This window comes from Aeromonas sp. S8(2024), assembly GCF_041403085.1.
Taxonomy (GTDB): domain Bacteria; phylum Pseudomonadota; class Gammaproteobacteria; order Enterobacterales; family Aeromonadaceae; genus Aeromonas; species Aeromonas dhakensis.
The window spans coordinates 735,210-757,913 of sequence record NZ_JBGLRF010000002.1 but is presented as its reverse complement, the minus strand read 5'-3'; the positions used below and the strand labels follow the sequence as shown (position 1 = coordinate 757,913).

The 22,704-nt window shown below is 62.1% G+C and carries 18 protein-coding genes and 1 tRNA gene; 9 read left to right on the top strand and 10 right to left on the bottom strand.

Going from position 1 to position 22,704, the window contains the following annotated elements; translation table 11 throughout:
* Window positions 1-16: 16 nt before the first annotated feature.
* A complete protein-coding gene (locus tag ACB031_RS08020) occupies window positions 17-2,254 on the bottom strand; it encodes an ABC transporter permease subunit (protein WP_043169684.1) in 2,238 nt (745 codons plus the stop codon).
* A 206-nt stretch (window positions 2,255-2,460) separates the two neighbouring features.
* On the bottom strand, window positions 2,461-3,000 hold the full coding sequence (tadA, locus tag ACB031_RS08015) for a tRNA adenosine(34) deaminase TadA (RefSeq protein WP_017783968.1): 540 nt from the start codon (window positions 2,998-3,000) through the stop codon (window positions 2,461-2,463).
* 269 nt (window positions 3,001-3,269) lie between these two features.
* Here tadA and ACB031_RS08010 point away from each other — a divergent pair.
* The 4 genes from ACB031_RS08010 to aceA all read left to right on the top strand — a co-directional run bounded on the left by ACB031_RS08010 (window position 3,270) and on the right by aceA (window position 7,478).
* Window positions 3,270-3,346 (top strand) — tRNA-Pro (locus tag ACB031_RS08010).
* 274 nt (window positions 3,347-3,620) lie between these two features.
* The gene (locus ACB031_RS08005) at window positions 3,621-3,767 is read left to right on the top strand and encodes a hypothetical protein (RefSeq protein WP_005302740.1); all 147 of its coding nucleotides are present in this window, start codon (window positions 3,621-3,623) and stop codon (window positions 3,765-3,767) included.
* A gap of 716 nt (window positions 3,768-4,483) precedes the next feature.
* Window positions 4,484-6,091, top strand: coding sequence for a malate synthase A (aceB, locus tag ACB031_RS08000; protein ID WP_005302741.1), 1,608 nt, complete (start codon window positions 4,484-4,486; stop codon window positions 6,089-6,091).
* 73 nt (window positions 6,092-6,164) lie between these two features.
* Window positions 6,165-7,478 (top strand): isocitrate lyase, encoded by a 1,314-nt coding sequence (gene aceA / locus ACB031_RS07995; RefSeq protein ID WP_005302742.1) that lies wholly within the window; start codon window positions 6,165-6,167, stop codon window positions 7,476-7,478.
* Between the two features lie 118 nt (window positions 7,479-7,596).
* Here the strand turns inward: aceA and hda are convergent, their stop codons facing one another.
* From hda to upp, 3 genes are all read right to left on the bottom strand, one after another.
* The gene (gene hda / locus ACB031_RS07990) at window positions 7,597-8,298 is read right to left on the bottom strand and encodes a DnaA inactivator Hda (protein WP_010633474.1); all 702 of its coding nucleotides are present in this window, start codon (window positions 8,296-8,298) and stop codon (window positions 7,597-7,599) included.
* A 215-nt stretch (window positions 8,299-8,513) separates the two neighbouring features.
* Window positions 8,514-9,533 (bottom strand): DUF2066 domain-containing protein, encoded by a 1,020-nt coding sequence (locus ACB031_RS07985; protein ID WP_043169686.1) that lies wholly within the window; start codon window positions 9,531-9,533, stop codon window positions 8,514-8,516.
* 144 nt (window positions 9,534-9,677) lie between these two features.
* Window positions 9,678-10,304, bottom strand: coding sequence for a uracil phosphoribosyltransferase (upp, locus tag ACB031_RS07980; protein ID WP_005302745.1), 627 nt, complete (start codon window positions 10,302-10,304; stop codon window positions 9,678-9,680).
* Between the two features lie 175 nt (window positions 10,305-10,479).
* On the opposite strand from upp, the gene purM reads away from it, so the two are divergent.
* Window positions 10,480-11,517, top strand: a complete 1,038-nt coding sequence (gene purM, locus ACB031_RS07975) for a phosphoribosylformylglycinamidine cyclo-ligase (RefSeq protein ID WP_043169688.1) — start codon at window positions 10,480-10,482, stop codon at window positions 11,515-11,517.
* Complete coding sequence (gene purN / locus ACB031_RS07970; RefSeq protein ID WP_010633472.1) at window positions 11,514-12,152, top strand: phosphoribosylglycinamide formyltransferase; 639 nt, start codon at window positions 11,514-11,516, stop codon at window positions 12,150-12,152. The genes purM and purN overlap by 4 nt, the downstream gene beginning before the upstream one ends.
* A 118-nt stretch (window positions 12,153-12,270) precedes the next feature.
* Here purN and ACB031_RS07965 read toward each other — a convergent pair whose 3' ends face one another.
* From ACB031_RS07965 to ACB031_RS07945, 5 genes are all read right to left on the bottom strand, one after another.
* Complete coding sequence (locus tag ACB031_RS07965; RefSeq protein WP_019838847.1) at window positions 12,271-13,032, bottom strand: Nif3-like dinuclear metal center hexameric protein; 762 nt, start codon at window positions 13,030-13,032, stop codon at window positions 12,271-12,273.
* Between the two features lie 147 nt (window positions 13,033-13,179).
* Window positions 13,180-14,523, bottom strand: coding sequence for a sigma-54-dependent transcriptional regulator (locus ACB031_RS07960; protein ID WP_371139325.1), 1,344 nt, complete (start codon window positions 14,521-14,523; stop codon window positions 13,180-13,182).
* A gap of 76 nt (window positions 14,524-14,599) precedes the next feature.
* The gene (locus ACB031_RS07955; protein ID WP_126881483.1) at window positions 14,600-15,634 is read right to left on the bottom strand and encodes a sensor histidine kinase; all 1,035 of its coding nucleotides are present in this window, start codon (window positions 15,632-15,634) and stop codon (window positions 14,600-14,602) included.
* A 106-nt stretch (window positions 15,635-15,740) separates the two neighbouring features.
* Window positions 15,741-17,162, bottom strand: coding sequence for a sigma-54 dependent transcriptional regulator (locus ACB031_RS07950; protein WP_005302751.1), 1,422 nt, complete (start codon window positions 17,160-17,162; stop codon window positions 15,741-15,743).
* A 279-nt stretch (window positions 17,163-17,441) separates the two neighbouring features.
* Complete coding sequence (locus tag ACB031_RS07945) at window positions 17,442-18,311, bottom strand: DUF2726 domain-containing protein (protein WP_041203635.1); 870 nt, start codon at window positions 18,309-18,311, stop codon at window positions 17,442-17,444.
* Window positions 18,312-18,521: 210 nt separating this feature from the next.
* On the opposite strand from ACB031_RS07945, the gene ACB031_RS07940 reads away from it, so the two are divergent.
* The 3 genes from ACB031_RS07940 (at window position 18,522) to ppx (ending at window position 22,659) form a co-directional block, all read left to right on the top strand.
* Window positions 18,522-19,034 (top strand): glycine cleavage system protein R, encoded by a 513-nt coding sequence (locus ACB031_RS07940; protein ID WP_005302753.1) that lies wholly within the window; start codon window positions 18,522-18,524, stop codon window positions 19,032-19,034.
* Window positions 19,035-19,109: 75 nt separating this feature from the next.
* Window positions 19,110-21,179, top strand: coding sequence for a polyphosphate kinase 1 (gene ppk1 / locus ACB031_RS07935; protein WP_371139324.1), 2,070 nt, complete (start codon window positions 19,110-19,112; stop codon window positions 21,177-21,179).
* The gene (gene ppx, locus ACB031_RS07930) at window positions 21,169-22,659 is read left to right on the top strand and encodes an exopolyphosphatase (protein WP_017786255.1); all 1,491 of its coding nucleotides are present in this window, start codon (window positions 21,169-21,171) and stop codon (window positions 22,657-22,659) included. Before ppk1 ends, ppx begins: the two co-directional genes overlap by 11 nt.
* Window positions 22,660-22,704: the final 45 nt, after the last annotated feature.

Sequence of the window (22,704 nt, the reverse complement as noted above, 5' to 3'; positions counted from 1 at the left end):
CTTACAGAGCAGCCCATCACAGGGAGCTGTATTTTTCACGCAACCGCTGACGGATGAACTCGGCCAGGGTATTGAACAAGAAGGTGAACACGAACAGCACGAAGGCGGCGAGGAACAGTACCCGATAGTGAGAGCTGCCCACTTCCGATTCCGGCATCTCCACCGCGATGTTGGCGGCCAGAGTGCGCAGCCCCTGGAACATGGAGAAGTCCATGATGGGGGTATTGCCGGTGGCCATCAGCACTATCATGGTCTCGCCCACGGCGCGGCCAAGGCCCATCATCACCGCCGAGAAGATGCCCGGGCTGGCGGTGAGGATCACCACCCGGCTCAGGGTCTGCCACGGTGTGGCACCGAGGGCCAGGGAGCCCTGGGTGAGGTGCTTGGGAACCGAGAATACCGCGTCTTCGGCGATGGAGAAGATGGTGGGAATGACCGCAAAGCCCATGGCGATGCCGACCACCAGGGAGTTGCGCTGGTCAAACTTGATGCCCATGTCGTGAGTCAGCCAGATGCGCGAGTCACCGTGCATGAAGGCGTTCTCGATGAGCGGGCTCACCGCGAAAGCGCCCCAGCCAATCAGCAGCAGCACCGGGATCAGCAGGATGGCGTGCCACCCCTCCGGCAACCAGGCCTTGCCGCGCTCCGGCAGGTAGTTCCACACCAGGGCGGTCAACAGCATCCCCATCGGCAGCAGGATCAGCAGCAGCACCACGCCGGGCAGCGCCCCCTCGATGATGGGAGCGAGCCACAGACCCGCCAGGAAGCCGAGGATAACGGTCGGCAGGGCCGCCATGATCTCCACCGTCGGCTTGACGTATTTGCGCAGCCCCGCCGACATGAAGTAGGCGGTGTAGATGGCGCCGGCGACGCCGAGCGGCACTGCAAACACCATGGCATAGAAGGAGGCCTTGAGGGTGCCGAACACCAGCGGCACCAGGCTCAGCTTGGCCTCGAAGTCGTTGCTGGCGGAGGTGGACTGCCACACGTACTGGGGCTCGGGGTAGCCTTCATACCACACCTGTTGCCAGAGCGCCGACCAGGTCACCTCGGGGTGCTCGTTCTCCACCGCAAACAGCTTGAAGGCGTCCCCCTGCTGCATCAGCAGCACGTTGTGACGGGGGGAGATGGCCAGCGCCGCCAGCGGACCGCCCTCCACCTTCTCACTCAGCAACTTGGTTTCGCCGGTGGCGTGGAAGAAGCTGATGGTGCCACTCTTGTCGGCACTGATGAAGCCCTTGCGAAAATGTTCGGGGGTCAGCTGCGCCACGGCGCCATCGCCCTTGAAGTCGCGGATCTGGGTGAACTGGCGCTTGCCGTCCCGGGCCACTTCGAACCACTGGGAGATGACGCCATTGTCGTTGCCCACCAGTAGGGAAGAGGCACCAGACAGCAGCTCGACCCGGGTCACGTTGGCATCGGGGGCATTGATCTCCAGCACGTTGCGCAGGGAGATGTCGTTCAGGTTGTGAATGTCGTAGACCGAGAGGCGATTGCCCTCGCGCACGAACAGGATGCGCAGGTTGGGGGTCAGCAACATCTGATCCACGTGGCGCGGCAGGGAGGGGATGCTGTAGTTCTGGGCGCTCCACTCGACTTCGCCGGAGAGGAAGTTCTCCTCACCGCTCATCACCATCATGACGCCGCGACCATCGGCGGTCACGGCCGCGGTGGCCATCTTGTCCTTGGTGGCTTCAAATACCATCAGCGACAGCGCCTTGCCCGCAGGGTCCACCACGACCGGCTCTTCGCCGAAGGGGTACTGCAGACTGGGTTCGATGACCCGCACGTCGTTGGGATAGGAGACCTTGAAAGCGGGCTGCACCACCTGGGCCTTGCCGTCGGCAAAACCGTAGGCCATCAGCTTCTGGCCCGGCGACGGTGGCGCGACGGCGGTGATGTCACCCTTTACCTGTGCCTGACCGAGCGACTGGCCCACCTTGACCTTGCCATCATTCTGGACGGCAAAGAAGTTGACCTGGCCCTGGTCGCTGAAGCGATAGCCGATCTCGTTCTGCTCCTCCACTCCGAGCCAGGCGGTCTTGCCCTGAATGGGCAGGGTAAACGATGCGGTCGGCTCCATGGAGGCGCCATTGAAGATGGGTTTCACCACATAGAGCAGATAGAAGAAAATAAGCAACAGGGCGACCAGTACCAGGGCTCCGCCCGTGGTCACCCCGTACTTGGCCAACTTATCCTTGATACGGCGCTTTCTGCTCCCCGCCATAACCAGGTGCAACGATTCCGATGACATGCAAAACCTCAATGTGAGCTAGGCTTGGCGGCATTATATGGCGGTTGCATGACAGTTTTGTTACATGAAGGTCCCGTGAACCGGGCTTATTTGCAGGCAAGAAAGCGGCATCAAAGATGCCATGGAGAAGATGACAACCAACTGTTTTATAAAGTTAAAAATGTAGCGCAAGCGCCGCGGGAGCGCACCGCTTGCGCTGATGCGCCTCAATCGTCGGCGGCCGGGGTTTGTTGCAGTGCCAATCTGGCGGCCTTTTTCTCGGCGCGGCGACGCCTGAAGAAATCCGACAGCTGGGCCGAGCAGGCCTCTGCCAGCACGCCGCCGGTCAGCTCGACCCTGTGATTGTGACGCGGGTCCTGCAGGATCTCGAACACTGAGCCGGCTGCCCCGGTCTTCAAGTCCCGCGCGCCATAGACCACCCGCTTGACCCGGCTGTGGATCAGGGCACCGGCACACATGCAGCAGGGCTCCAGGGTCACATAGAGGGTGGTGTCGAGCAGACGGTAATTTTGCAGCCGCTCGCCGGCAGCCCGGAGCGCCATCACCTCGGCATGGGCGCAGGCATCGTGCTCGCTGATGGAACGGTTCCAGCCCTCTGCGACGATCTCCTCCCCCAGCACCAGCACGGCGCCCACCGGGATCTCGCCGATCCCCTCGGCCCTGGCGGCCAGCGCCATGGCATGGCGCATCCAGCGTTCGTCCTGCTCGTGCTGGCTCGCCTGTGCTGCAACGTCCGATGGTTTCACGCCCTGCTCCTCTCTGACTGGTTGATGACGACAGATCATGCTGTCGGCGAAAGACGGTATCACGGCCCCTTGCCACCGCTCTCTATGGCAGGAGTCCCGCCATCCATGCCAACGGCGGGGCGGCGATTATGCCAAATCCCGCTGGCGCCCCCAAGTTCCATCTGTGCTGAGCAATAAAGAAGCAGTCAGCATCTCTATGATAAAAAAGGAGTTGCGTCCAAAGGTGCGGAACATTAGACTTCCTCCCCGTCAGCACAGACTGACCTTGTCGGCGTGTAGCGCAGCCAGGTAGCGCACTGTCATGGGGTGTCAGGGGTCGGAGGTTCAAATCCTCTCACGCCGACCATCATTCCCCGAAAATAGCCCAGTCCAGCGACTGGGCTATTTTTTTGCCCGTCATCCCGATCTTCACCCGCCGCTCTCCGTTAGCCTCTCGTGTCACGCCCTCTCCTTCAAAGAGTCACCAGTCAGTTGCGGTACGGATTTTATTCAGAACCGCTTGAAACCTTTCGAGAGTATCGCTAGGATACGCGACTTTTCCGCCGGCATTTCGTACAGGGAGGTGGAAACCCGGGTGATGGAGTCACCAACCGGCTTGCAATCCAGTGAGGCAAGCACCCATGACGCAAGCAGTTGAAACACAACCCGAACACTCTCCCCTGCCCCAGCCGGCCACCGAAACCGGAGCCAACCAGTATGTGGCCGAGCATGGCCCCGTCGTACGGCTCGACATCGTCGATCTGGCGGCGCCGGACGATGACTACTGAACCGTCAACCCTGGCGTCAACCCTTCCTGTCACGGGAGATCAGGGTCGTGACACTCGGGATCATCTCCCCTTGATACCTCCTTTGAGGGCCAGGATGGCCCGCTGATACAAATAACAACAATATCCTGCGTAACGAAATAGCGGCAGTCATATCTGCTACCAGCGTTCCTCCCCTCACCTGCACACGCCATCCCCTGAGGTGATACAAACCTACGTTATTGCCCATCACTTTCTCACTCGGCTGCCACCGGACCCCATTTGGTCCCATTGAGCGACTTAAGTTTTAAACAACCGTTCTCCAGCCAATGCCAGAAGGCACCAAGCGCTTGCTGGGTTGCTCAAACGCATTTCATACGGACGTTTTTTGAAAGCTTGGAGTGAGGTCGGGATTTGTTTTTGCATTTGTAATTTTATTACGTAATAAGTTACATCCCATCGACTGTTCTCCCCCCGATATGGGGCCGCCGCAAAGGGGTGGAAAACAAGAGCATAACCATCTGCATAGAGTTTTTGCGCTAATCAAACAAACTCATTTAAAACATATAGTTAACATCATGACCAAAACAGGTGTTTTAAAAAAGCTGTTGACGAATAGAGCAATATTTCGCACCTTATGAATCGTGTTACCCCGTTGTTACGGGAAGATTGAAAAAACAGGGATCGACTTTAGTCGTAGTTAATTAGTTCAAAATGTAATTCTCAAAGGAGTGAACACTATGTCGGCACCGGCCCAGACCCACTGTAGCGCCCGTCTGCGCATCCAGGGCGAAATGCATCCCGATTACGCGCAAATTCTGACGCCGGACGCGGTGGCCCTGGTATCCGAACTGGTGGAACGCTTTGCTCCCCAACGGGACGAATTGTTGAAACAACGTGTGGCACGCCAGGCCCGTATCGATGGCGGCGAGCTGCCGGACTTCCTGCCTGAGACCGCCCACATCCGCGCCGGCGACTGGACGGTGCGCGGCATTCCCGCCGACCTGCAGGATCGCCGTGTGGAGATCACCGGCCCGGTCGAGCGCAAGATGGTGATCAACGCCCTCAACGCCAACGTCAAGGTGTTCATGGCGGACTTCGAAGATTCACTGGCCCCCGCCTGGAACAAAGTGATCGAGGGGCAGATCAACCTGCGCGATGCGGTCAATGGCACCATTGCCTACCAGAGCCCGGAGGGGAAATCCTATACCCTCAATGCCGATCCTGCGGTGCTCATCTGCCGGGTACGCGGTCTGCACCTGCCGGAAAAACACGTCACCTTTGATGGAGCCCCCATTCCCGGCGGCTTGTTCGACTTCGCCCTCTACTTCCTGCACAACCACAAGGCGCTGCTGGCCAAGGGATCCGGCCCCTACTTCTACGTACCCAAGCTGCAGAGCCACCTGGAAGGGCGCTGGTGGAGCGAGGTGTTCGCCTGGACCGAAGACAAGTTCGGCCTGCCCCGCGGCACCATCAAGGCCACCGTGCTGATCGAAACCCTGCCAGCGGTGTTCGAGATGGATGAGCTGCTCTATCAGATGAAGGATCACATCGTGGCCCTCAACTGCGGCCGCTGGGACTACATCTTCAGCTATATCAAGACCCTGAAGAATCACCCGGATCGCGTCCTGCCGGACCGCCAGGTGGTGACCATGGACAAGCCGTTCCTCTCCGCCTACTCGCGGCTGCTGATCAAGACCTGTCACAAGCGCGGCGCGCTGGCGATGGGGGGCATGGCCGCCTTCATTCCGGCCAAGGATGCCGCCGTCAACGAGCAGGTCTTCGCCAAGGTACATGCCGACAAACAGCGTGAAGCCGACAACGGCCACGATGGTACCTGGGTGGCCCACCCGGGCCTGGCCGACACCGCCATGGCCGTGTTCAACGCCACCATCCCGGCCGGCGCCAAGAACCAGATCGGCGTGCTGCGCGAGCAGGATGCCCCCATCACAGCCGCCGACCTGCTGGCACCCTGCGAGGGCGAGCGCACCGAGGCAGGCATGCGCACCAACATCCGGGTCGCTCTGCAATACCTGGAGGCCTGGATCAATGGCAACGGCTGCGTGCCTATCTACGGTCTGATGGAAGATGCGGCTACCGCCGAGATCTCCCGCACCTCCATCTGGCAATGGATCCGCCACGGCAAGAGCCTCTCCAACGGCCAGGTGGTGACCAAGGATCTGTTCCGCCAGATGCTGGCCGAGGAGCAGGAGGTGGTCAAACGCGAGGTGGGCGAAGCCCGCTGGCAGTCGGGTCGTTTCGCCGAGGCGAGCGCCCTGATGGAAGAGATCACCTGCGCCGATACCCTGATCGATTTTCTGACGCTGCCCGGTTACGAGCGGCTCTGAATCACGGGCTCCGCAAGGAGCTCGCCAATAACAAGTCAATGGAAACGTGAAATCAATGAAAGAGGGAACTGATATGGCACTGACCCGTGAGCAACAGATCCAGGCTATCGAGAAAGACTGGGCACAGAACCCCCGCTGGAAAGGGATCAAGCGTGGCTACAGCGCCGAGGACGTGGTCAACCTGCGCGGCAGCCTGCAGCCGCAGCACACCCTGGCCCAACGTGGCGCCGACAAGCTGTGGGAGCTGATCCACGGCGGCGCCAAGAAGGGCTACGTCAACTGTCTCGGCGCCCTGACCGGCGGCCAGGCGGTGCAACAGGCCAAGGCGGGGATCGAGGCAATTTACCTCTCCGGCTGGCAGGTAGCGGCAGACAACAACCTCTCCTCCACCATGTATCCGGATCAGTCCCTCTATCCGGCCAACTCGGTGCCGTCGGTGGTGGAGCGCATCAACAACTCCTTCGCCCGTGCCGACCAGATCCAGTGGGCCAACAAGGTCGGACCGCAAGACGAGGGTTTCATCGACTACTTCCTGCCCATCGTCGCGGATGCGGAAGCCGGCTTCGGCGGCGTGCTGAACGCCTTCGAACTGATGAAGGGGATGATCGAGGCAGGTGCCGCCGGCGTGCACTTCGAAGATCAGCTGGCCTCGGTGAAAAAATGCGGCCATATGGGCGGCAAGGTGCTGGTTCCGACCCAGGAAGCGGTGCAGAAGCTCGTCGCGGCTCGTCTGGCGGCCGACGTGTGCGGCACCAGCACCCTGGTGATCGCCCGTACCGACGCCAACGCGGCAGACCTGCTGACCACGGATGCGGATCCTTACGATGCGGACTTCCTGACTGGTGAGCGCACCGCCGAAGGCTTCTACAAGGTGCGTGCCGGCATCGATCAGGCCATCGCCCGCGGTCTGGCCTACGCCCCCTACGCCGACATGGTGTGGTGCGAAACCGCCAAGCCGGATCTGGACGAGGCGCGCAAGTTTGCCGAAGCGATCAAGGCCCAGTTCCCGGATCGCATCCTGGCCTACAACTGCTCCCCGAGCTTCAACTGGAAGAAGAACCTGGACGATGCCACCATCGCCCGCTTCCAGCAGGAGCTGTCCGACATGGGTTACAAGTACCAGTTCATCACCCTGGCAGGGATCCACAACATGTGGTTCCACATGTACGAGCTGGCCTACCAGTACGCCCGTGGCGAAGGGATGAAGCACTATGTCGAGATGGTGCAGCAACCCGAGTTCGCCGCCGCCGAGCGGGGCTACACCTTCGTGGCGCACCAGCAGGAGGTGGGCACCGGTTACTTCGACAAGGTGACCACCGTCATCCAGGGCGGCCAATCCTCGGTGACCGCGCTGACTGGCTCGACTGAAGAAGATCAGTTCCACTGATTAGGCAGAACTCTTTGAGAGAGTCCTTGAGATAGCAAAACCCCGGCCACTGGCCGGGGTTTCTTTTCTTTTTATTCATTGCTTAGGCGTCGCTCACGCTCAAGCACACCCGAAGGACTCAGAGCTCGAGGATCTCTTTAACAAAGGGGATGGTCAGCTTGCGCTTGGCACGAAAAGAGGCGTTGTCGAGCTGATTGAGGGTGGTGAGCAGGGTACGCATATCGCGCGAGAGACGGTTGAGCAGGAAGCGGCCCACGTCGATGGGCAGTTTGAAGCCCCGCAGCTCGGCACGCAGCTGCAGGGCACTGAGCTTGCCCTCATCGTCCAGCTCGTCGAGGTGGAAGCTCACCCCCCAATCGAGACGGGAGGCGAGATCCGGCAGCTGCAGCCCCAGTTTGCGCGGCGCGCTGCAACCGGTCACCACCAGGGTCCCCTCGCCCTTCTCCTTCCAACGATTGTAAAAGTCGAACAGGGCGCGCTCCCACAGGGCATTGCCAGCGATAGCCTCCAGGCTGTCGAGGCAGACCAGCGGCAGGCTTTCGAGGGCATCGAGCATGCTGGGATCCAGCTGTTCGAACTGATCGAGGGAGAGATAAGCGGCTGCGGCGTCGCGGGCATTGACCTCGGCACAGGTGGCGTGCAGCAGATGGGAGCGGCCCGATCCCTTGGCCCCCCAGAAATAGAGGAAAGGCGAACCCTGACCAATGGCCGCATTCTTGAGGGCGGTGATCAGATGAGCATTGTTGCCGGGATAAAAACTGACGAAGGTTTCATCATCCGGTAGTTGTACGGCTAAAGACAGTTGGGCCGGTTGCTTCACTCGTTGGGCTTTGACTGTGACATTTGCGGGCAAGTGTATCATCGCGAAGGCGGATAGAGAACCGCCCGGACGATGCCGGGCGGTGTGGATCCTCATAAAGGATCCAGGCTGCGACCATTGCTAACGGGAACGGCTACTCCTTGGCCGGCGCGCTCAAGCCCTGGCAGGAGAGCGCCCATGCCTCACAGCCGAACGGTCAGGATCCTCGGCCAGGATCAGGGCTGCGACCACTGGTAGCTCAGCCCCTCTGGGGTATCCGCCAGCTGGCGCAACCGGCTCTCCAGCTGCAGCCCGCGGATGAGCTCGGCCTTGTCCCCCTGCAGGCTCAGGTTGAAGGTCACCTTGTCCCCCTCCAGTTTGCCAATCTCCACCTTGGTGACGCTGGCCATCCCCTGCAGCATTTTCTGCACCGTGATCATGCCGTCGATGCCTGACAACCCCTCCACCACCAGTGTCTGGCTGGAGGCAACACCGGAGATGCGCGCCCCGTAGTTCTGCACCAGCCAGCCTGCCAGGGCATCGGCGAACGTCTGCGCCACCTCGGCCTGGGTGCCAGAACCCTCGCCTCTGGTCAGTTCGCTCAGCTCACCGCCGGCCTTGGGCCCGTAGAGACCCCAGTCGATGCTCCACTTGTCACCTTCAGGGGTGAGCTTGCCCAGCACCACCATCTCGGCACCGTAACGCTGGCTCGCCTTGAGGATGGGATCGGCGAAACGGCCCCAGACGTCGGTGGCATTGACCGCCATGTTGTCGTCCAAGTCCATCAGCGGAATGCTGACCGGCAGCCCCATCGCCTGGGCCTGGGTACGCAGGGCGACGGCCCAGCCATCGCTGGACTGATCCGGCAGAATGCGCCGCTCCCCTTCATTGATCACCAGCCAGATGGCCACTTGCGGCCGGGCCGGGCCCAGCAGGGCGAACTTGCTCTCGGCCACCAGGGCATTGACCTTGGTCACGTCGAAATCGGCCTTGAGAAACTTCACCGGCCCCACGTCCTGATAACCGTAGTGCTGCACGAACGCACCGGGGGCCGCCAGCGCCTTGACCACCGCCGGCTGGGTCAGGATGTCGCGCTTGCCGGTCACCTTGATCAGCACCTCGCCCAGAGCCTGGGACTGGGCTGCCGCCATGTCGCCGCTGGTGGGGGCCTTGCCCTGATAGAGATCGGTCACCTGAGCGGCCGACACCATGAATGACAAGCCGCAGCAGAGGGCGGTCACAACACGTTTGAGCATGAGAAAAGTCTCGAAATGGGAGATGGTGCTTATGGTAGCGGCAAGGCGCGCATGGCAGCAAGCCAGGGGCGGGAGAAACAGCGGAGCCGGCGAGGTGCCGGCTCCATTTGCGCGCCTGCAGGCACGCGATGAGGCGAGCGAGGCTTACTTGGTGCCGAAGATCTTGTCGCCGGCGTCGCCCAGACCCGGGACAATGTAGCCCTTCTCGTTCAGGCCCTGGTCGATGGAGGCGCAGAACAGCTCCACGTCCGGGTGAGCGGCTTCCAGCGCCTTGATGCCTTCCGGCGCGGCAACCAGCACCAGCACCTTGATGGACTGGCAGCCCTTCTTCTTGAGCAGGTCGATGGTGGCGATCATGGAGCCGCCGGTGGCCAGCATGGGGTCGATGACCAGCGCCAGACGTTCTTCGATGTTGCTGACAATCTTCTCGAAGTAGGGAACCGGCTGCAGGGTCTCTTCGTCGCGGTAGATACCGACCACGCTGACGCGGGCGCTCGGCATGTGCTCCAGCACGCCGTCCATCATGCCCAGACCGGCACGCAGGATGGGCACCACGGTGACCTTCTTGCCCTTGATCTGGTCAACTTCCACTGGCCCGTTCCAGCCATCGATGGTAACCTTCTCGGTTTCGAAGTCAGAGGTCGCTTCGTAGGTCAACAAACTGCCCACTTCCTTGGCCAGTTCACGGAAACGCTTGGTGCTGATATCGCCTTCACGCATCAGACCGATCTTGTGCTTGACCAGGGGGTGTTTGACTTCAACGACTTTCATTATTATCTCCTCTAACTGCCGCAAAAAAATCGCGGAATCATACAACAAAAGCCGCCGCTTGTAGAGCATTTCCGCGCAAAAACGCGCAAACGATTTCTTTTCTGGTTTTTCACCGCCACTGTTAGAATACGCCCCGAATTTTACCCTCCACTTCTTTATATGACGGGGAATACGCGTGACTGACAAAACCTCACTGAGCTACAAGGATGCTGGCGTGGATATCGATGCCGGCAATGCACTGGTTGAACGTATCAAGGGCGTGTCAAAGCGCACTCGTCGTCCTGAAGTCCTTGGTGGTCTTGGCGGCTTTGGGGCCTTGTGTCAAATCCCTGCGGGCTACAAGGAGCCGGTGCTGGTCTCCGGCACCGACGGGGTGGGCACCAAGCTGCGCCTCGCCATCAACCTGAAGAAGCACGACACCGTGGGCATCGATCTGGTGGCCATGTGCGTCAATGACCTGATCGTGCAGGGCGCCGAGCCCCTCTTCTTCCTCGATTACTATGCCACCGGCAAGCTGGACGTGGACACCGCCGCGGCCGTGGTCACCGGCATCGGTGCCGGCTGCGAGCAGTCCGGCTGCGCCCTGGTAGGCGGCGAAACCGCCGAGATGCCGGGCATGTATGAAGGGGAAGACTACGACATCGCCGGTTTCTGCGTCGGTGTGGTGGAGAAGAGCGAGATCATCGACGGCAGCAAGGTCGGCGAAGGGGATGCCCTGATCGCCCTGGCCGCCAGCGGCCCCCACTCCAACGGCTTCTCCCTCATTCGCAAGATCCTGGAAGTCTCCAAGGCCGACGTGCAGCAGCCACTGGGTGATACCACCCTGGCCAATGCCCTGCTGGAGCCGACCCGCATCTATGTGAAACCCGTGCTCAAGCTCATCAAGGAGTGCGAGATCCACGCCCTCTCCCACATCACCGGTGGCGGCTTCTGGGAAAACATCCCGCGCGTGCTGCCCGCCAACACCCAAGCGGTGATCGACGAGCAGAGCTGGCAGTGGCCGGCGGTGTTCAGCTGGCTGCAAGAAGCTGGCAACGTCACCCGCCACGAGATGTACCGCACCTTCAACTGCGGCGTCGGCATGATCATCGCCCTGCCGGCGGATCAGCTTGAAAAAGCGCTGACCCTGCTCAAGGCGGAAGGCGAGAACGCCTGGCATATCGGCCACATCGCCAAGGCGGCCGATGGCGAGGAGCAGGTCATCATCCAATGATGCGGATCCTGGTCCTTATCTCCGGCAACGGCAGCAACCTGCAGACCATTCTCGACAGTTGCGCCGACGGCAAGATTGCCGGTCAGGTGGTCGGCGTCATCAGCAACAAGGCCGATGCCTACGGGCTGGTGCGCGCCAAAGAGGCGGGGGTGGCCACCGCCATCCTGGCCCAGCAGCAGTTTGCTAGTCGGGAGGAGTATGACGCCGCCCTGCTGGCGCTGATGAACGACTATCAGCCCGACCTGGTGGTGCTGGCCGGCTTTATGCGGATCCTGAGTGCCGACCTGGTGCGGCACTTTGCCGGTCGGATGGTCAACATCCACCCCTCCCTGCTGCCCAAGTACCAGGGGCTGCACACCCACCAACGCGCCATCGACGCCGGTGACGACGAACACGGCGCCAGCGTCCACTTCGTCACCGAAGAGCTCGACGGCGGCCCGGTGATCCTGCAGGCCCGCGTTCCCATCTTCGAAGGGGACACGGCCGAAGAGGTGGCGGCCCGGGTGCAGGTGCAGGAGCACAGCATCTACCCGCTGGTGGTGCAGTGGTTCTGTGAAGGCAGGCTGCAGATGCTGGAGGGGGCCGCCCTGCTCGACGGCGCCCTGCTCGGTCCCGCGGGTTATGCCAGCGAGTAACGGTTAACCGCAGCATGCAAAATAGAACAAGGGAGGCTCAGGCCTCCCTTGTCATTTCTATCTACCAGCACACTTGCTGCTGTCAGGTCCGATTACCCCGCTACGCGGCTAATCGAACCTAGACCGGATTGTCGATATCGATAAAGGTGACATCCAGCCCATGCACCGTCGCCAGCCACTCCCCCAGCGCCTTGACGCCGTAACGCTCGGTGGCGTGGTGACCGGCAGCGTAGAAGTGCATGCCCATCTCGCGGGCGGTGTGGATGGTCTGCTCGGAGGCTTCGCCAGAGATGAAGGCATCGATGCCCTGCTCCGCCGCCAGATTGATGTAGCTCTGGCCGCCACCGGTGCACCAGGCCACCGAGCGAATGAGCTCGGGGCCGCTGTCGCCGCAATGGAGCGGTTCACGGCCAAGGCGCTCGGCAATCAGCTTGGCAAAATCGGCGCCGCTCATGGGCTCTTCCAGCTTGCCCACCATGGCGACGCTCTTGCTGTTCCAGGGCTCGAGGCCGCGGCGCACCTTGATGCCCAGCAACTGGGCCAGCTGGGCGTTGTTACCCACCTCGGGGTGCACGTCCAGCGGCAGGTGATAGGCAAACAGGTTGATGTCGTGGGTCAGCAGGCTCTTGATGCGGCGCTGTTTCATGCCGGTGATCTGGGCCGGCTCGCCGCTCCAGAAATAGCCGTGATGGACCAGGATGGCGTCAGCATCGGCAGCCACGGCCGCGTCGATCAGAGCCTGGCTGGCGGTCACGCCGGTCACCACCTTGCGAATGCGCTCACGCCCCTCCACCTGCAGGCCATTGGGGCAGTAATCCTTGATGGCGTGGGGTTCGAGCAGATGGTTGAGTACGCTTTCCAGTTTTCGATGAGAGATCATAGGGGTACCTTATAAAGGCGCCGACCCCTGTGCTGCGATACAGACAGGAATCGGGCTCATAACGCCGAGGCCCCATGATAATCGAGGCGGGCCGGCAAGACCATGATGCCTCCCGCACTGCGGCCAATGGTCGGGCCCGGAATGGCCTCAGGCTGGCAGGTCGATCCCCGCCTCGCGCATCTGGGCCAGCTTGTAGCGCAGGGTGCGCGGGCTGATGCCGAGCCGGTCGGCCACCGCCTTGCGGCTGCCGTTGCAATCCTGCAGGGTGTCGAGAATGATCTGGTGCTCCTGCTGCTTGAGCTCGCTGCCCAGGTGTTCGCTGCCGCAGCTGCGCTCGTTGCCGACCAGGCGGATCTCCTCTTCCTCCACCTCTTCCAGAATGAGGTGCTCGCAACCGATGAGGCCATCCGGGCTCAGAATGAGGGCGCGCTGCACCACGTTGTCGAGCTCGCGCACGTTGCCGGGCCAGGGGTGAGCCAGCAGCCGTTCGCGGGCCGCCTCGGTCAGTTGCGGCGTCGGCAGTCCCTGCTGACCGGCATGCAGCGCCAGCAGGTGCTCCGCCAGCGGCAGTATGTCGCCGGGACGCTCCCACAGCGCCGTCCAGCGCAGCGGGAAGACATTGAGGCGATAGTAGAGATCCTCGCGAAACAGGCCGTCTTGCACCGCTTTTTTCAGATCCCGGTTGCTGGTGGCGATGACCCGCACGTCGAGCGGGATCAGCTTGCGGCTGCCGAGCCGCTCCACCTCTTTCTCCTGCAGCACCCGCAGCAGCTTGGCCTGCAACCCCAGATCCATCTCGGTGATCTCGTCGAGCAGCAGGGTCCCCCCCTGGGCCTGTTCGAACTTGCCGGGGCAGCCCTGCACCGCGCCGGTAAAGGCCCCCTTCTCGTAGCCGAACAGGGTGGCCTCCAGCATGTTTTCCGGAATGGCGGCGCAGTTGATGGCGACGAACGTCTGTTCGGCGCGGCTGGAGTTGTCGTGGATGTAGCGGGCCAGCACCTCTTTGCCGGTCCCGCTCGGACCGGTCACCATCACGGTGGCCTCGCTTCTGGCCACCCGGGTCGCCAGCTGGAACAGCTCGGCAGTCTTGGGATCGCCGTAGACCACGGCCCGTTTCTCCACCTTCTGGGCCGGCACATAGCGGCTGACCTGATTGAGCAGCACCTCGGGGGAGAAGGGCTTGGCCAGGTAATCGATGGCCCCTTCGCGCATGGCCCGCACCGCGCCGTCAATATTGGCGTAGGCGGTCATCAACAGCACCGGCACCTGGGGATATTGCTGACGAATGGTGGCCAGCAGGGTCAGGCCGTCCATTCCCCCCATCTGGATATCCGAGATCACCATGTCGAAACTCTGGCGCGACAGGGCCAGCAGGGCCCGCTCACCGCTGTCCACCTCGCGGCACTCATAGCCACCGAGCAACAGGGTATCCATCAGCGCTTCGCGCAGGCCATTGTCATCTTCCACTACCAGGATCCGGGCCTGAGTCATGCTACACCTCCCACCACAGCCAGCCTGGCCGCATTGATATTGATCCCTGCCGGATGGCGCTGACGCCCAACATGTCTCATGCGACACCTCCTAACTGCACCGCCTGCTGATGCAGGGGGAACGACAGGGTAAAACAGGTGCCCTCGCCGGGGACTGAGGCCACGCTGACCTCCCCCTGATGGGCACGGACGACGGATTGCACCACCGCCAGCCCAAGGCCTGTGCCCTGAGAGCGGGTGGTAAAAAAGGGTTCGAAGATCTGGCTGAGCAAGTGAGCAGGCATCCCCTTGCCGTTGTCGAGGATGCGCAGCTCCACCCGGGCGCCGCTGCGCACTGCGCTCACCAGCAAGGAGGTTGCCCCCGCCTGCTGGGCGTTGGCGATGAGGTTGTTGACGGCCCCCGCCAGCGCACTGTTGTTGGCCAGCAGGCAGAGATCAGGCTCCGGCGCCTCCATGTGCAGCTCGCAGCCCTGCTGGGCACAGAAGGCTTCGGCCCCTGCCTGCACCTCTGCCAGCAGTCCCTGTACCGAGGTGGGGGTCACCACCTGGTTGTCGCCGTTGCGGGCAAACAACAGGATGTCGTTGATCTGCTTCTCGAGATCCTGCAGGCGTGCCATCAGCTTTTGCTGGAACTGGCTGCGGGATTCGGGTTTGAGGGTGCGGTTGGCCAGGTTGGCGGCATAGAGCATGGCGGCGGAGAGCGGCGTGCGGATCTGGTGGGCCAGCGAGGCGGCCATGTTGCCAAGGGCCGACAACCGCTTCATGTGGTTGATGCGGTCTTGCAGCTGGCGGGTTTCGGTCAGATCGTTGATGAACACCAGCTGGCCCGGCTGATCCGGCAGCGGCTGAGTCGAGAGCTGAACCCGGCGCCCATCGCGCAGGGAGATCTCGTGGCCGTCATCCTCGCGGGGCTGAAAGCAGCGGTCGATGATCTGGCGCCAGGCCTGCCCTTCCAGCGGCTCCCCCAGCAGCGCCTTGGCGGCCGGGTTGGCCCGGGTGATCCGGCCCTCACCGTCGAGCAGCAAGACACCGGTGGGCAGCGCCGTGAAGATGGCGTAAAGCTGGCTCACCTCGTGAGACTGGAGCGGGTTTTCCTGCGGCTGGGCTGTCATAAAGCTGACCTCAAACTGGCGACTGAGTCAGCTTATTCAATTTCCATGCCACTAAATTTTATATATAAAATCAAAGCCTTGAAGCCAGGCGTCAAGGCTTTGACCCTTATGCTTCCTTGCTCATCCCGTATTTTTTCATCTTCTCCACCAGGGTTGTACGGCGCATGCCGAGCAGGTCGGCGGCTCGGGCCACCACCCCATCCTGGGACTCCAGCGCCTGGCGGATCAGCTCCACTTCCAGGTCGGCCAGCATCTCCTTGAGGTTGACCCCCTCCTCCGGCAGTTGCATGGCGCGGGCGTGGCTGGCGGGCAGATCCAGCTCGGGTGGATCCTGGAACACGGCGGCCAGTGCATCGCGCTCGTCCATCTCGGTCAGCCGCTCGTCCCGCGGCTCGCACGGCAGCAGCCGATAGCGGCTCGGCAGGTCGGCCACATCGACGATCTGCTGCGGGTAGAGGATGAGCAGCCGCTCCAGCAGGTTGGAGAGCTCGCGCACGTTGCCAGGCCAAGGATACTGCATCAGGGACTCCATGGCGCGCTGGGTCAGGCGGATCATCCCCTGGTGCAGCTCGGCGTGGCGATTGAGCAGCTCCTGCAGCAGCAGCGGGATGTCGTCGGCCCGATCCCGCAGCGGCGGGGTTTCGATGGGGAAGACGTTGAGGCGATAGTAGAGATCTTCACGGAAGACCTGGGTGCGGATCATCGCCTCCAGATCCCGGTGAGTGGCCGCGATGATGCGCACGTCCGCCTGAATCGGCTTGCCACCGCCGACCCGATCAAACATCCGCTCCTGCAGCACCCGCAGCAGCTTGACCTGCATCGGCAACGGCATGTCGCCGATCTCGTCGAGAAACAGGGTGCCCCCCTGGGCCAGTTCGAAGCGACCGCGCCGGGCGGCGATGGCGCCGGTGAAGGCCCCCTTCTCGTGGCCGAACAGCTCGCTCTCGAGCAGCTCGGCCGGGATGGCGCCGCAGTTGATGGGCACGAAGGGGCCCGCGCTTCGGGCCGATAGTTCATGGATGGCGCGCGCCACCACCTCCTTGCCGGTACCCGATTCGCCGAGGATCAACACATTGGCATCGGTCTCGGCCACCTGGCTGATGAGCCGGCGCACCTCCTGGATCCCCTTGCCCTTGCCCACCAGCAGGCGCAGCAGCGCCTGCCCCTTGTCATGGGTCTGCTGACGGGGGTGGAGGGAGACGAAGGCCTGGCAAAAGTGCAGATGGCGGGTCAGGGATTCGTAGGTGAAGGGGGACTCGGCCACCCCGATAAAGTTGCTGTTGGGGAAGTCGGCTTCCACCAGCGACAGGAAGGGTACCCGGGGAAAACCGGTCAGCAGCTCGCCCAGCGGCCGGCCATTGAGGGCACCGGTCAGTACCCCCTGCAGCGGGCCGGATGACTCGATGGCAACCTCCAGATCACCCTCGGCAACCTCCTGCCAGGGGATCCCCATGAACGAGAGAACTGTCCCCAACTGTTGGCGCCGCTGCGCATCGGCGTCAACAATCAACACTCCCATTGCCATCATATCCATCCCTCTATTCTCGACGTAACTTATTGTTTTATTGTGCTTATGTGGTCAAGCCACGCACTTTATGCAGGATGCACAAAGTGCCAAAATTCCGACGCATTGTCAAAATTTGTCGCATTTCACCTAAGTTTATCGACCCAACGGCGCCACAAGATAAATTTTGTCGACTCTTTTTTTGGGTAACGCGGGCAGGCCGCAGGCAAACAAGAGGATGAGAGGAACAGGAGCGAGAGCGCCTGCTTGCGGCCCGTAGCGGGCCGCAAGCAGGCAGGATGGTCAATGGCGGGCGTGAGTGTGGGGCGCGGCGTAACGGCACTCGGGGAAGCGGCTGCAGGCCAGGAACAGGCGGCCGGCATGGGGTCCCTTCTTGGCTTCCCGCTCCACCAACGGCGCATCGCAACGGGGGCAGTGCGGCACTTGATGGGGAGCCTCGTCTTCGTCCTCTTCCACCTCGGCAAACAGATTGTCCACCAGCTCGGCGTCGGCCGCCGGCAGCGGCGCACTGCGTGGCGATACGATGGCCTTGATGGGGGCCACAGCCGGGGCTCGGCCACCATGGTGGGGCTCTTCCACCTCGACCCTGTCCAGCTGCAGAGGGCTGAAGGTGGGTTCGCGGCGCTCGCCCGGCAGCAGATCCTCTTGCGGCAGATCCGTGCTGCGGTTCAGCAGCGGCAGGATCTGTTCGCGCAGCTCCTCGACCTGATAGTGGCTGCTAGCCGGGATCTGCAGCAGCGGCAGACCGGCACTGTCAAAGGCGGCCTTGAGGAAGCTATCCCGCGCCTTGCGCTTCTGATGGCGGTGGGAGCTGTCATCGAGCTCGATGGCGCAGATGAAGGAGAGATCCGAGGGGTGGCAGAGCAGATAGTCCACGTGCTTGGCGCTGATCTTGTTGAAAGCCTGCTGCCACTTGCTCTTGCCCATCCCCGCCTCCGGCGTCAGCACATCGGCCACCCGCACCTTGGCAAAGACCCGAGCCTGGTCGCCCACCGCCAGATCCAGCACACCGAGGAAGGAGCGCTCCGCCGGGCTGAACAGGGTCTCCTGCAGCTCATAGGGCAGCGCCTTGCCCTTCTTGCCCCTGCTCCAGAAGATCGCCAGCAGAAGCAGCACCAACAACACCAATCCCGATACGACAAGGCTATTCATACGCGCACATCCCGCTCACCAGAGCCAGCTAGTTTCACAATACAAAACAGGGGCATCACTCTACCACGCAGCTGCGGGCGCAGGCAGTGCAGAAATGGCGTCAGCCCCCTCTTCGCCGCGCTTTTTCGCCATTTTTGCTGCCGGCGGGGCTTCATATGGCCTGTGACAGCAGGCACAATGCTGGAGAAACCCAATTCCAAGGAGAGCAGGATGCAAAAGCAATTGGTCGTGACCGTGATCGGCGCAGACAAGCCCGGTATCGTCGAGAGTCTGGCGGACGTCATCAGCCACCAGCAGGGCAACTGGCTGGCCAGCTCCATGAGCGAGCTGGCGGGACAGTTTGCCGGCATCCTGCACGTGAGCGTGCCTGACGAGCACTACCGCAGCCTGTGCGAGGCGCTGGCGATGCTGCCCGGCCTCACCGTCAGCTTCGCCGAAGGCCAGCTCAGCCAGGAGCCGGAGCGGCAGGTGATGGTCAGCGTCACCGGCAACGACCGGGCCGGCATCGTCCACGAGGTGGCCAGCATCTTGCGCCAGCTCAACGTCAACGTGGCCGACCTCACCACCGGCTGCGAGCCCGCCCCCCATTCCGGCGCCCCGCTCTTCTACGCCCACGCCCTGGTGGCGCTGCCGCCCCGGCTCGAACTGGGGGATCTCATCAGTGCGCTGGAGTCCCTCTCCGACGATCTGGTGGTCGACATCGACCAGGCCTTCATCGACTGAGCGGATGGTCATCAATCTGTCATATTTCCACGCCATAACTGCCGCGCAGACGCGACCTGACCACAGAGGCATCACATGAGCACCGACAAGCAGTATGAAGAGAAGGAGCTGAGTTGGCTCTCATTCAATGAACGGGTGTTGCAAGAGGCGATGGACAAGACGGTCCCGCTCATCGAGCGGGTCCGTTTTCTGGGGATCTTCTCCTCCAACCAGGACGAGTTCTTCAAGGTACGGGTGTCGGACGTCAAGCGCCGCATCCTGATCAACGAGGTGCACGGCGGCGACGACGATGCCAAGGTGTTGCTGCGGGCCATCCAGCAGAAGGTGATGGCGCTCGGCGAGGCGTTCGACAACACCTACAAGGAGCTGCTGATCGCGCTGGCCCGCCACAACATCTTTCTGGTCAACGAGAACCAGCTCTCCGAATCCATCCAGCAGTGGCTGCGGGTCTTCTTCAAGGAGAAGGTGCTGCGCCACATCATCCCGATCCTGCTCAACAAGGAGGTCAACCCGGTCAAATTCCTGAAAGACGAGTACACCTATCTCGCCATCGAGATGAAGAAGAACGGCCAGGTGATCCAGTACGCCCTGGTGGAGGTGCCGACCGACGATCTGCCCCGCTTCTTCCAGCTGCCGCCGGAGGGCACCCGCCGCAAGAAGCAGATCATCATCCTGGACAACGTCATCCGCTTCTGTCTGGACGAGATCTTCAAGGGCTTCTTCGATTACGACGAGATTGCCGCCTACGCGGTCAAGCTGACCCGGGATGCCGAGTATGACCTCTCCGACCAGCTCGACCTCAGCCTGGTGGACAAGATGAGTGATGGCTTGAAACAGCGCCTCACCGCCATGCCGGTGCGCTTCGTCTACGAGCGGGAGATGCCGGCGGCCATGATAAGCTTCTTGAAGCTCAAGCTGCAGATCAGCTCCTACGACGCCATCATGCCGGGCGGGCGCTACCACAACTTCAAGGATTTCATCGGCTTCCCCAACGTGGGTCGGGACTATCTGGAGAACCCCAAGCTGCCGGCGCTCGATTGCCGCGACTTCGACGGTTTCGTCAACGCCTTCGACGCCATCACCAAGCAGGACATACTGCTCTACTACCCGTACCACAAGTTCCACCACTTCACCGAGCTGGTGCGCCAGGCGGCCTTCGATCCGGCGGTGAGCGCCATTCGCATCAATATCTACCGGGTGGCCAAGAAGTCGCGCATCATCCACTCCCTCATCGACGCCGCCAACAACGGCAAGAAGGTGACCGTGGTGGTGGAGCTGCGCGCCCGCTTCGACGAGGCGGCCAACATCGACTGGGCCAATATCCTGACCAATGCGGGGGTCAAGGTGGTGTTCGGGGTGCCGAGCCTCAAGATCCACTCCAAGCTCTGCCTCATCACCCGCCACGAACATGGCGAGGCGGTGCGTTACGCCCACATCGGCACCGGCAACTTCAACGAGAAGACCGCCAAGATCTACACCGACTTCTCCCTGCTGACCCGCCACCCGGACATCACCGCCGAGGTGGAGAGCGTGTTTGAATACATCGAATATCCCTACCGGCGCTACAAGTTCAACCACCTGCTGGTCTCCCCCATCAACAGCCGGCGCCAGCTCTATCGGCTCATCGACAACGAGCTCACCAACGCCAAGGCGGGGCAGCCAAGCGGCATCACCCTCAAGATCAACAACCTGGTGGACAGGGATCTCATCAACCGGCTCTATGCCGCCGGCCAGGCCGGGGTGCCCATCCAGATGATCATCCGCGGCATGTGCGCCCTGCGCCCCGGGGTGCCGGGTCTTAGCGACAACATCCGGGTCATCAGCATCATCGACCGCTTCCTCGAACATCCGCGGGTGATGGTGTTCCACAACCGGGGCAACCCCCAGCTCTATATCTCCAGCGCCGACTGGATGAGCCGCAACATTGACGGTCGCATCGAGGTGGGTACCCCCATCTACGACGAGCGTCTCAAGCAGCGCATCCTGGATATTCTCGAGCTACAACTGAGTGACACCTGCAAGGCGCGGGTCATCGATGCCGACCAGAAGAACGAATACGTGAAGCGGGGCAACCGCCGCAAAATTCGCTCCCAGGTCGCGATTTACGACTACCTCAAACGCATAGAGTCAAACAATGGACAATAGCCTGTACGCCGCCGTCGATCTCGGCTCGAACAGCTTTCACATGGTGATCGCCCATCTCAGCGAGGGGCGCTTTCGCATCGTCGATCGCATCAAGGAGCGGGTGCGGCTGGCCGAAGGGATGGATGCCCACAAGCGGATGAGCCCGGAGGCGATGGCTCGCGGCCTCGCCTGTCTGTCGATCTTTGCCGAGCGGCTCACCAACATCAATCCGGATCAGATCCGCATCGCCGGTACCTACACGTTGCGCCGCGCCAGCAATGCCCGCGAGTTTGTGAGCGAGGCGGCCAAGGTGCTCAACCACCCCATCGAGATCATCAGCGGCCAGGAGGAGGCGCGTCTCATCTATCAGGGGGTCGCCCATACCCAGCACATCGAGGGACAAGTGCTGGTGGTGGACATCGGCGGCGGCAGCACCGAACTCATCATCGGCGAAGGGTTCGAACACAAGGCGCTCACCAGCCGCAAGATGGGCTGCGTCAGCTTTACCCAGAGCTTCTTTGCCAACGGCAAGCTCGGCGAAAAAGCCTTCAACGGCGCCGTGCTGGAGGCTCAACACCAGCTCGCCCCCATCATCAACCAGTACCGCAAGCTGGGCTGGCAGAGCTGCCTCGGCAGCTCGGGATCGATCCGCACCGTGCGCGATGTACTGCAGGGTGAGGGCTGGACCGACGGCAGCATCACGCTCGCCGGGCTGGAGCAGCTCAAACGGGAGATGCTGGCCCACAAGCGGGTCGGCGATCTCAAGCTGGCCGGCCTCACCGAAGAGCGCCAGGAGGTGTTTGCCGCCGCGGTCGCCATCCTGATCGGGCTCTTCACCTCCCTGCCCATCGAACGGATGGAGTACTCCGACGGCGCCCTGCGCGAAGGCTTGCTGTATGAGTTCGAGGAGCGGCTGCAGCACCACGACATTCGCGAGCGCACCGCCCAGGCCCTCGGCACCCACTACCGGCTGGACCGAAAGCAGGCCGCCCGGGTGGAACAGAGCGTGCTGACCCTGTTTGATGCCCTGCAGGTGCCATGGCAGCTGCCGGTAGAGCCCTATCGCGCCATCCTCGGCTGGGCGGCGCGGCTGCACGAGATTGGCCTTGCCATCAACTACAGCGGCATCCACCGCCACTCAGCCTATATCCTGCAGCACACCGACCTGCCCGGCTTCAACCAGGACGATCAAGCCCTGCTGGCGGCCCTGGTGCGCTTCCAGCGCAAGGGGCTCAAACTCGCCGAGCTGCCCGCCCTGCCCAACCACGACGAGCAGACGGTGCTGCGCTGCATCCGCATCCTGCGCCTCGCGGTGGCCGCCCACCACAGGCGTCAGGACAACCTGCTGCCCGAGTGGAAGGTCGCGGCGCAAGGCGATCAGCTGGTGGTGACCCTGCCACTCGACTGGTGCGAGGAGAACAAATTGCTGATGCAAAATCTGGAGAAGGAGCATCGCTACTGCCAGGAGCAGGGCTGGCCACTGCTGTTCCAGCTCGGCTGAGCGCGGGCGACGGGTGCAAAAAAGGCAGCCCATGGGCTGCCTTTT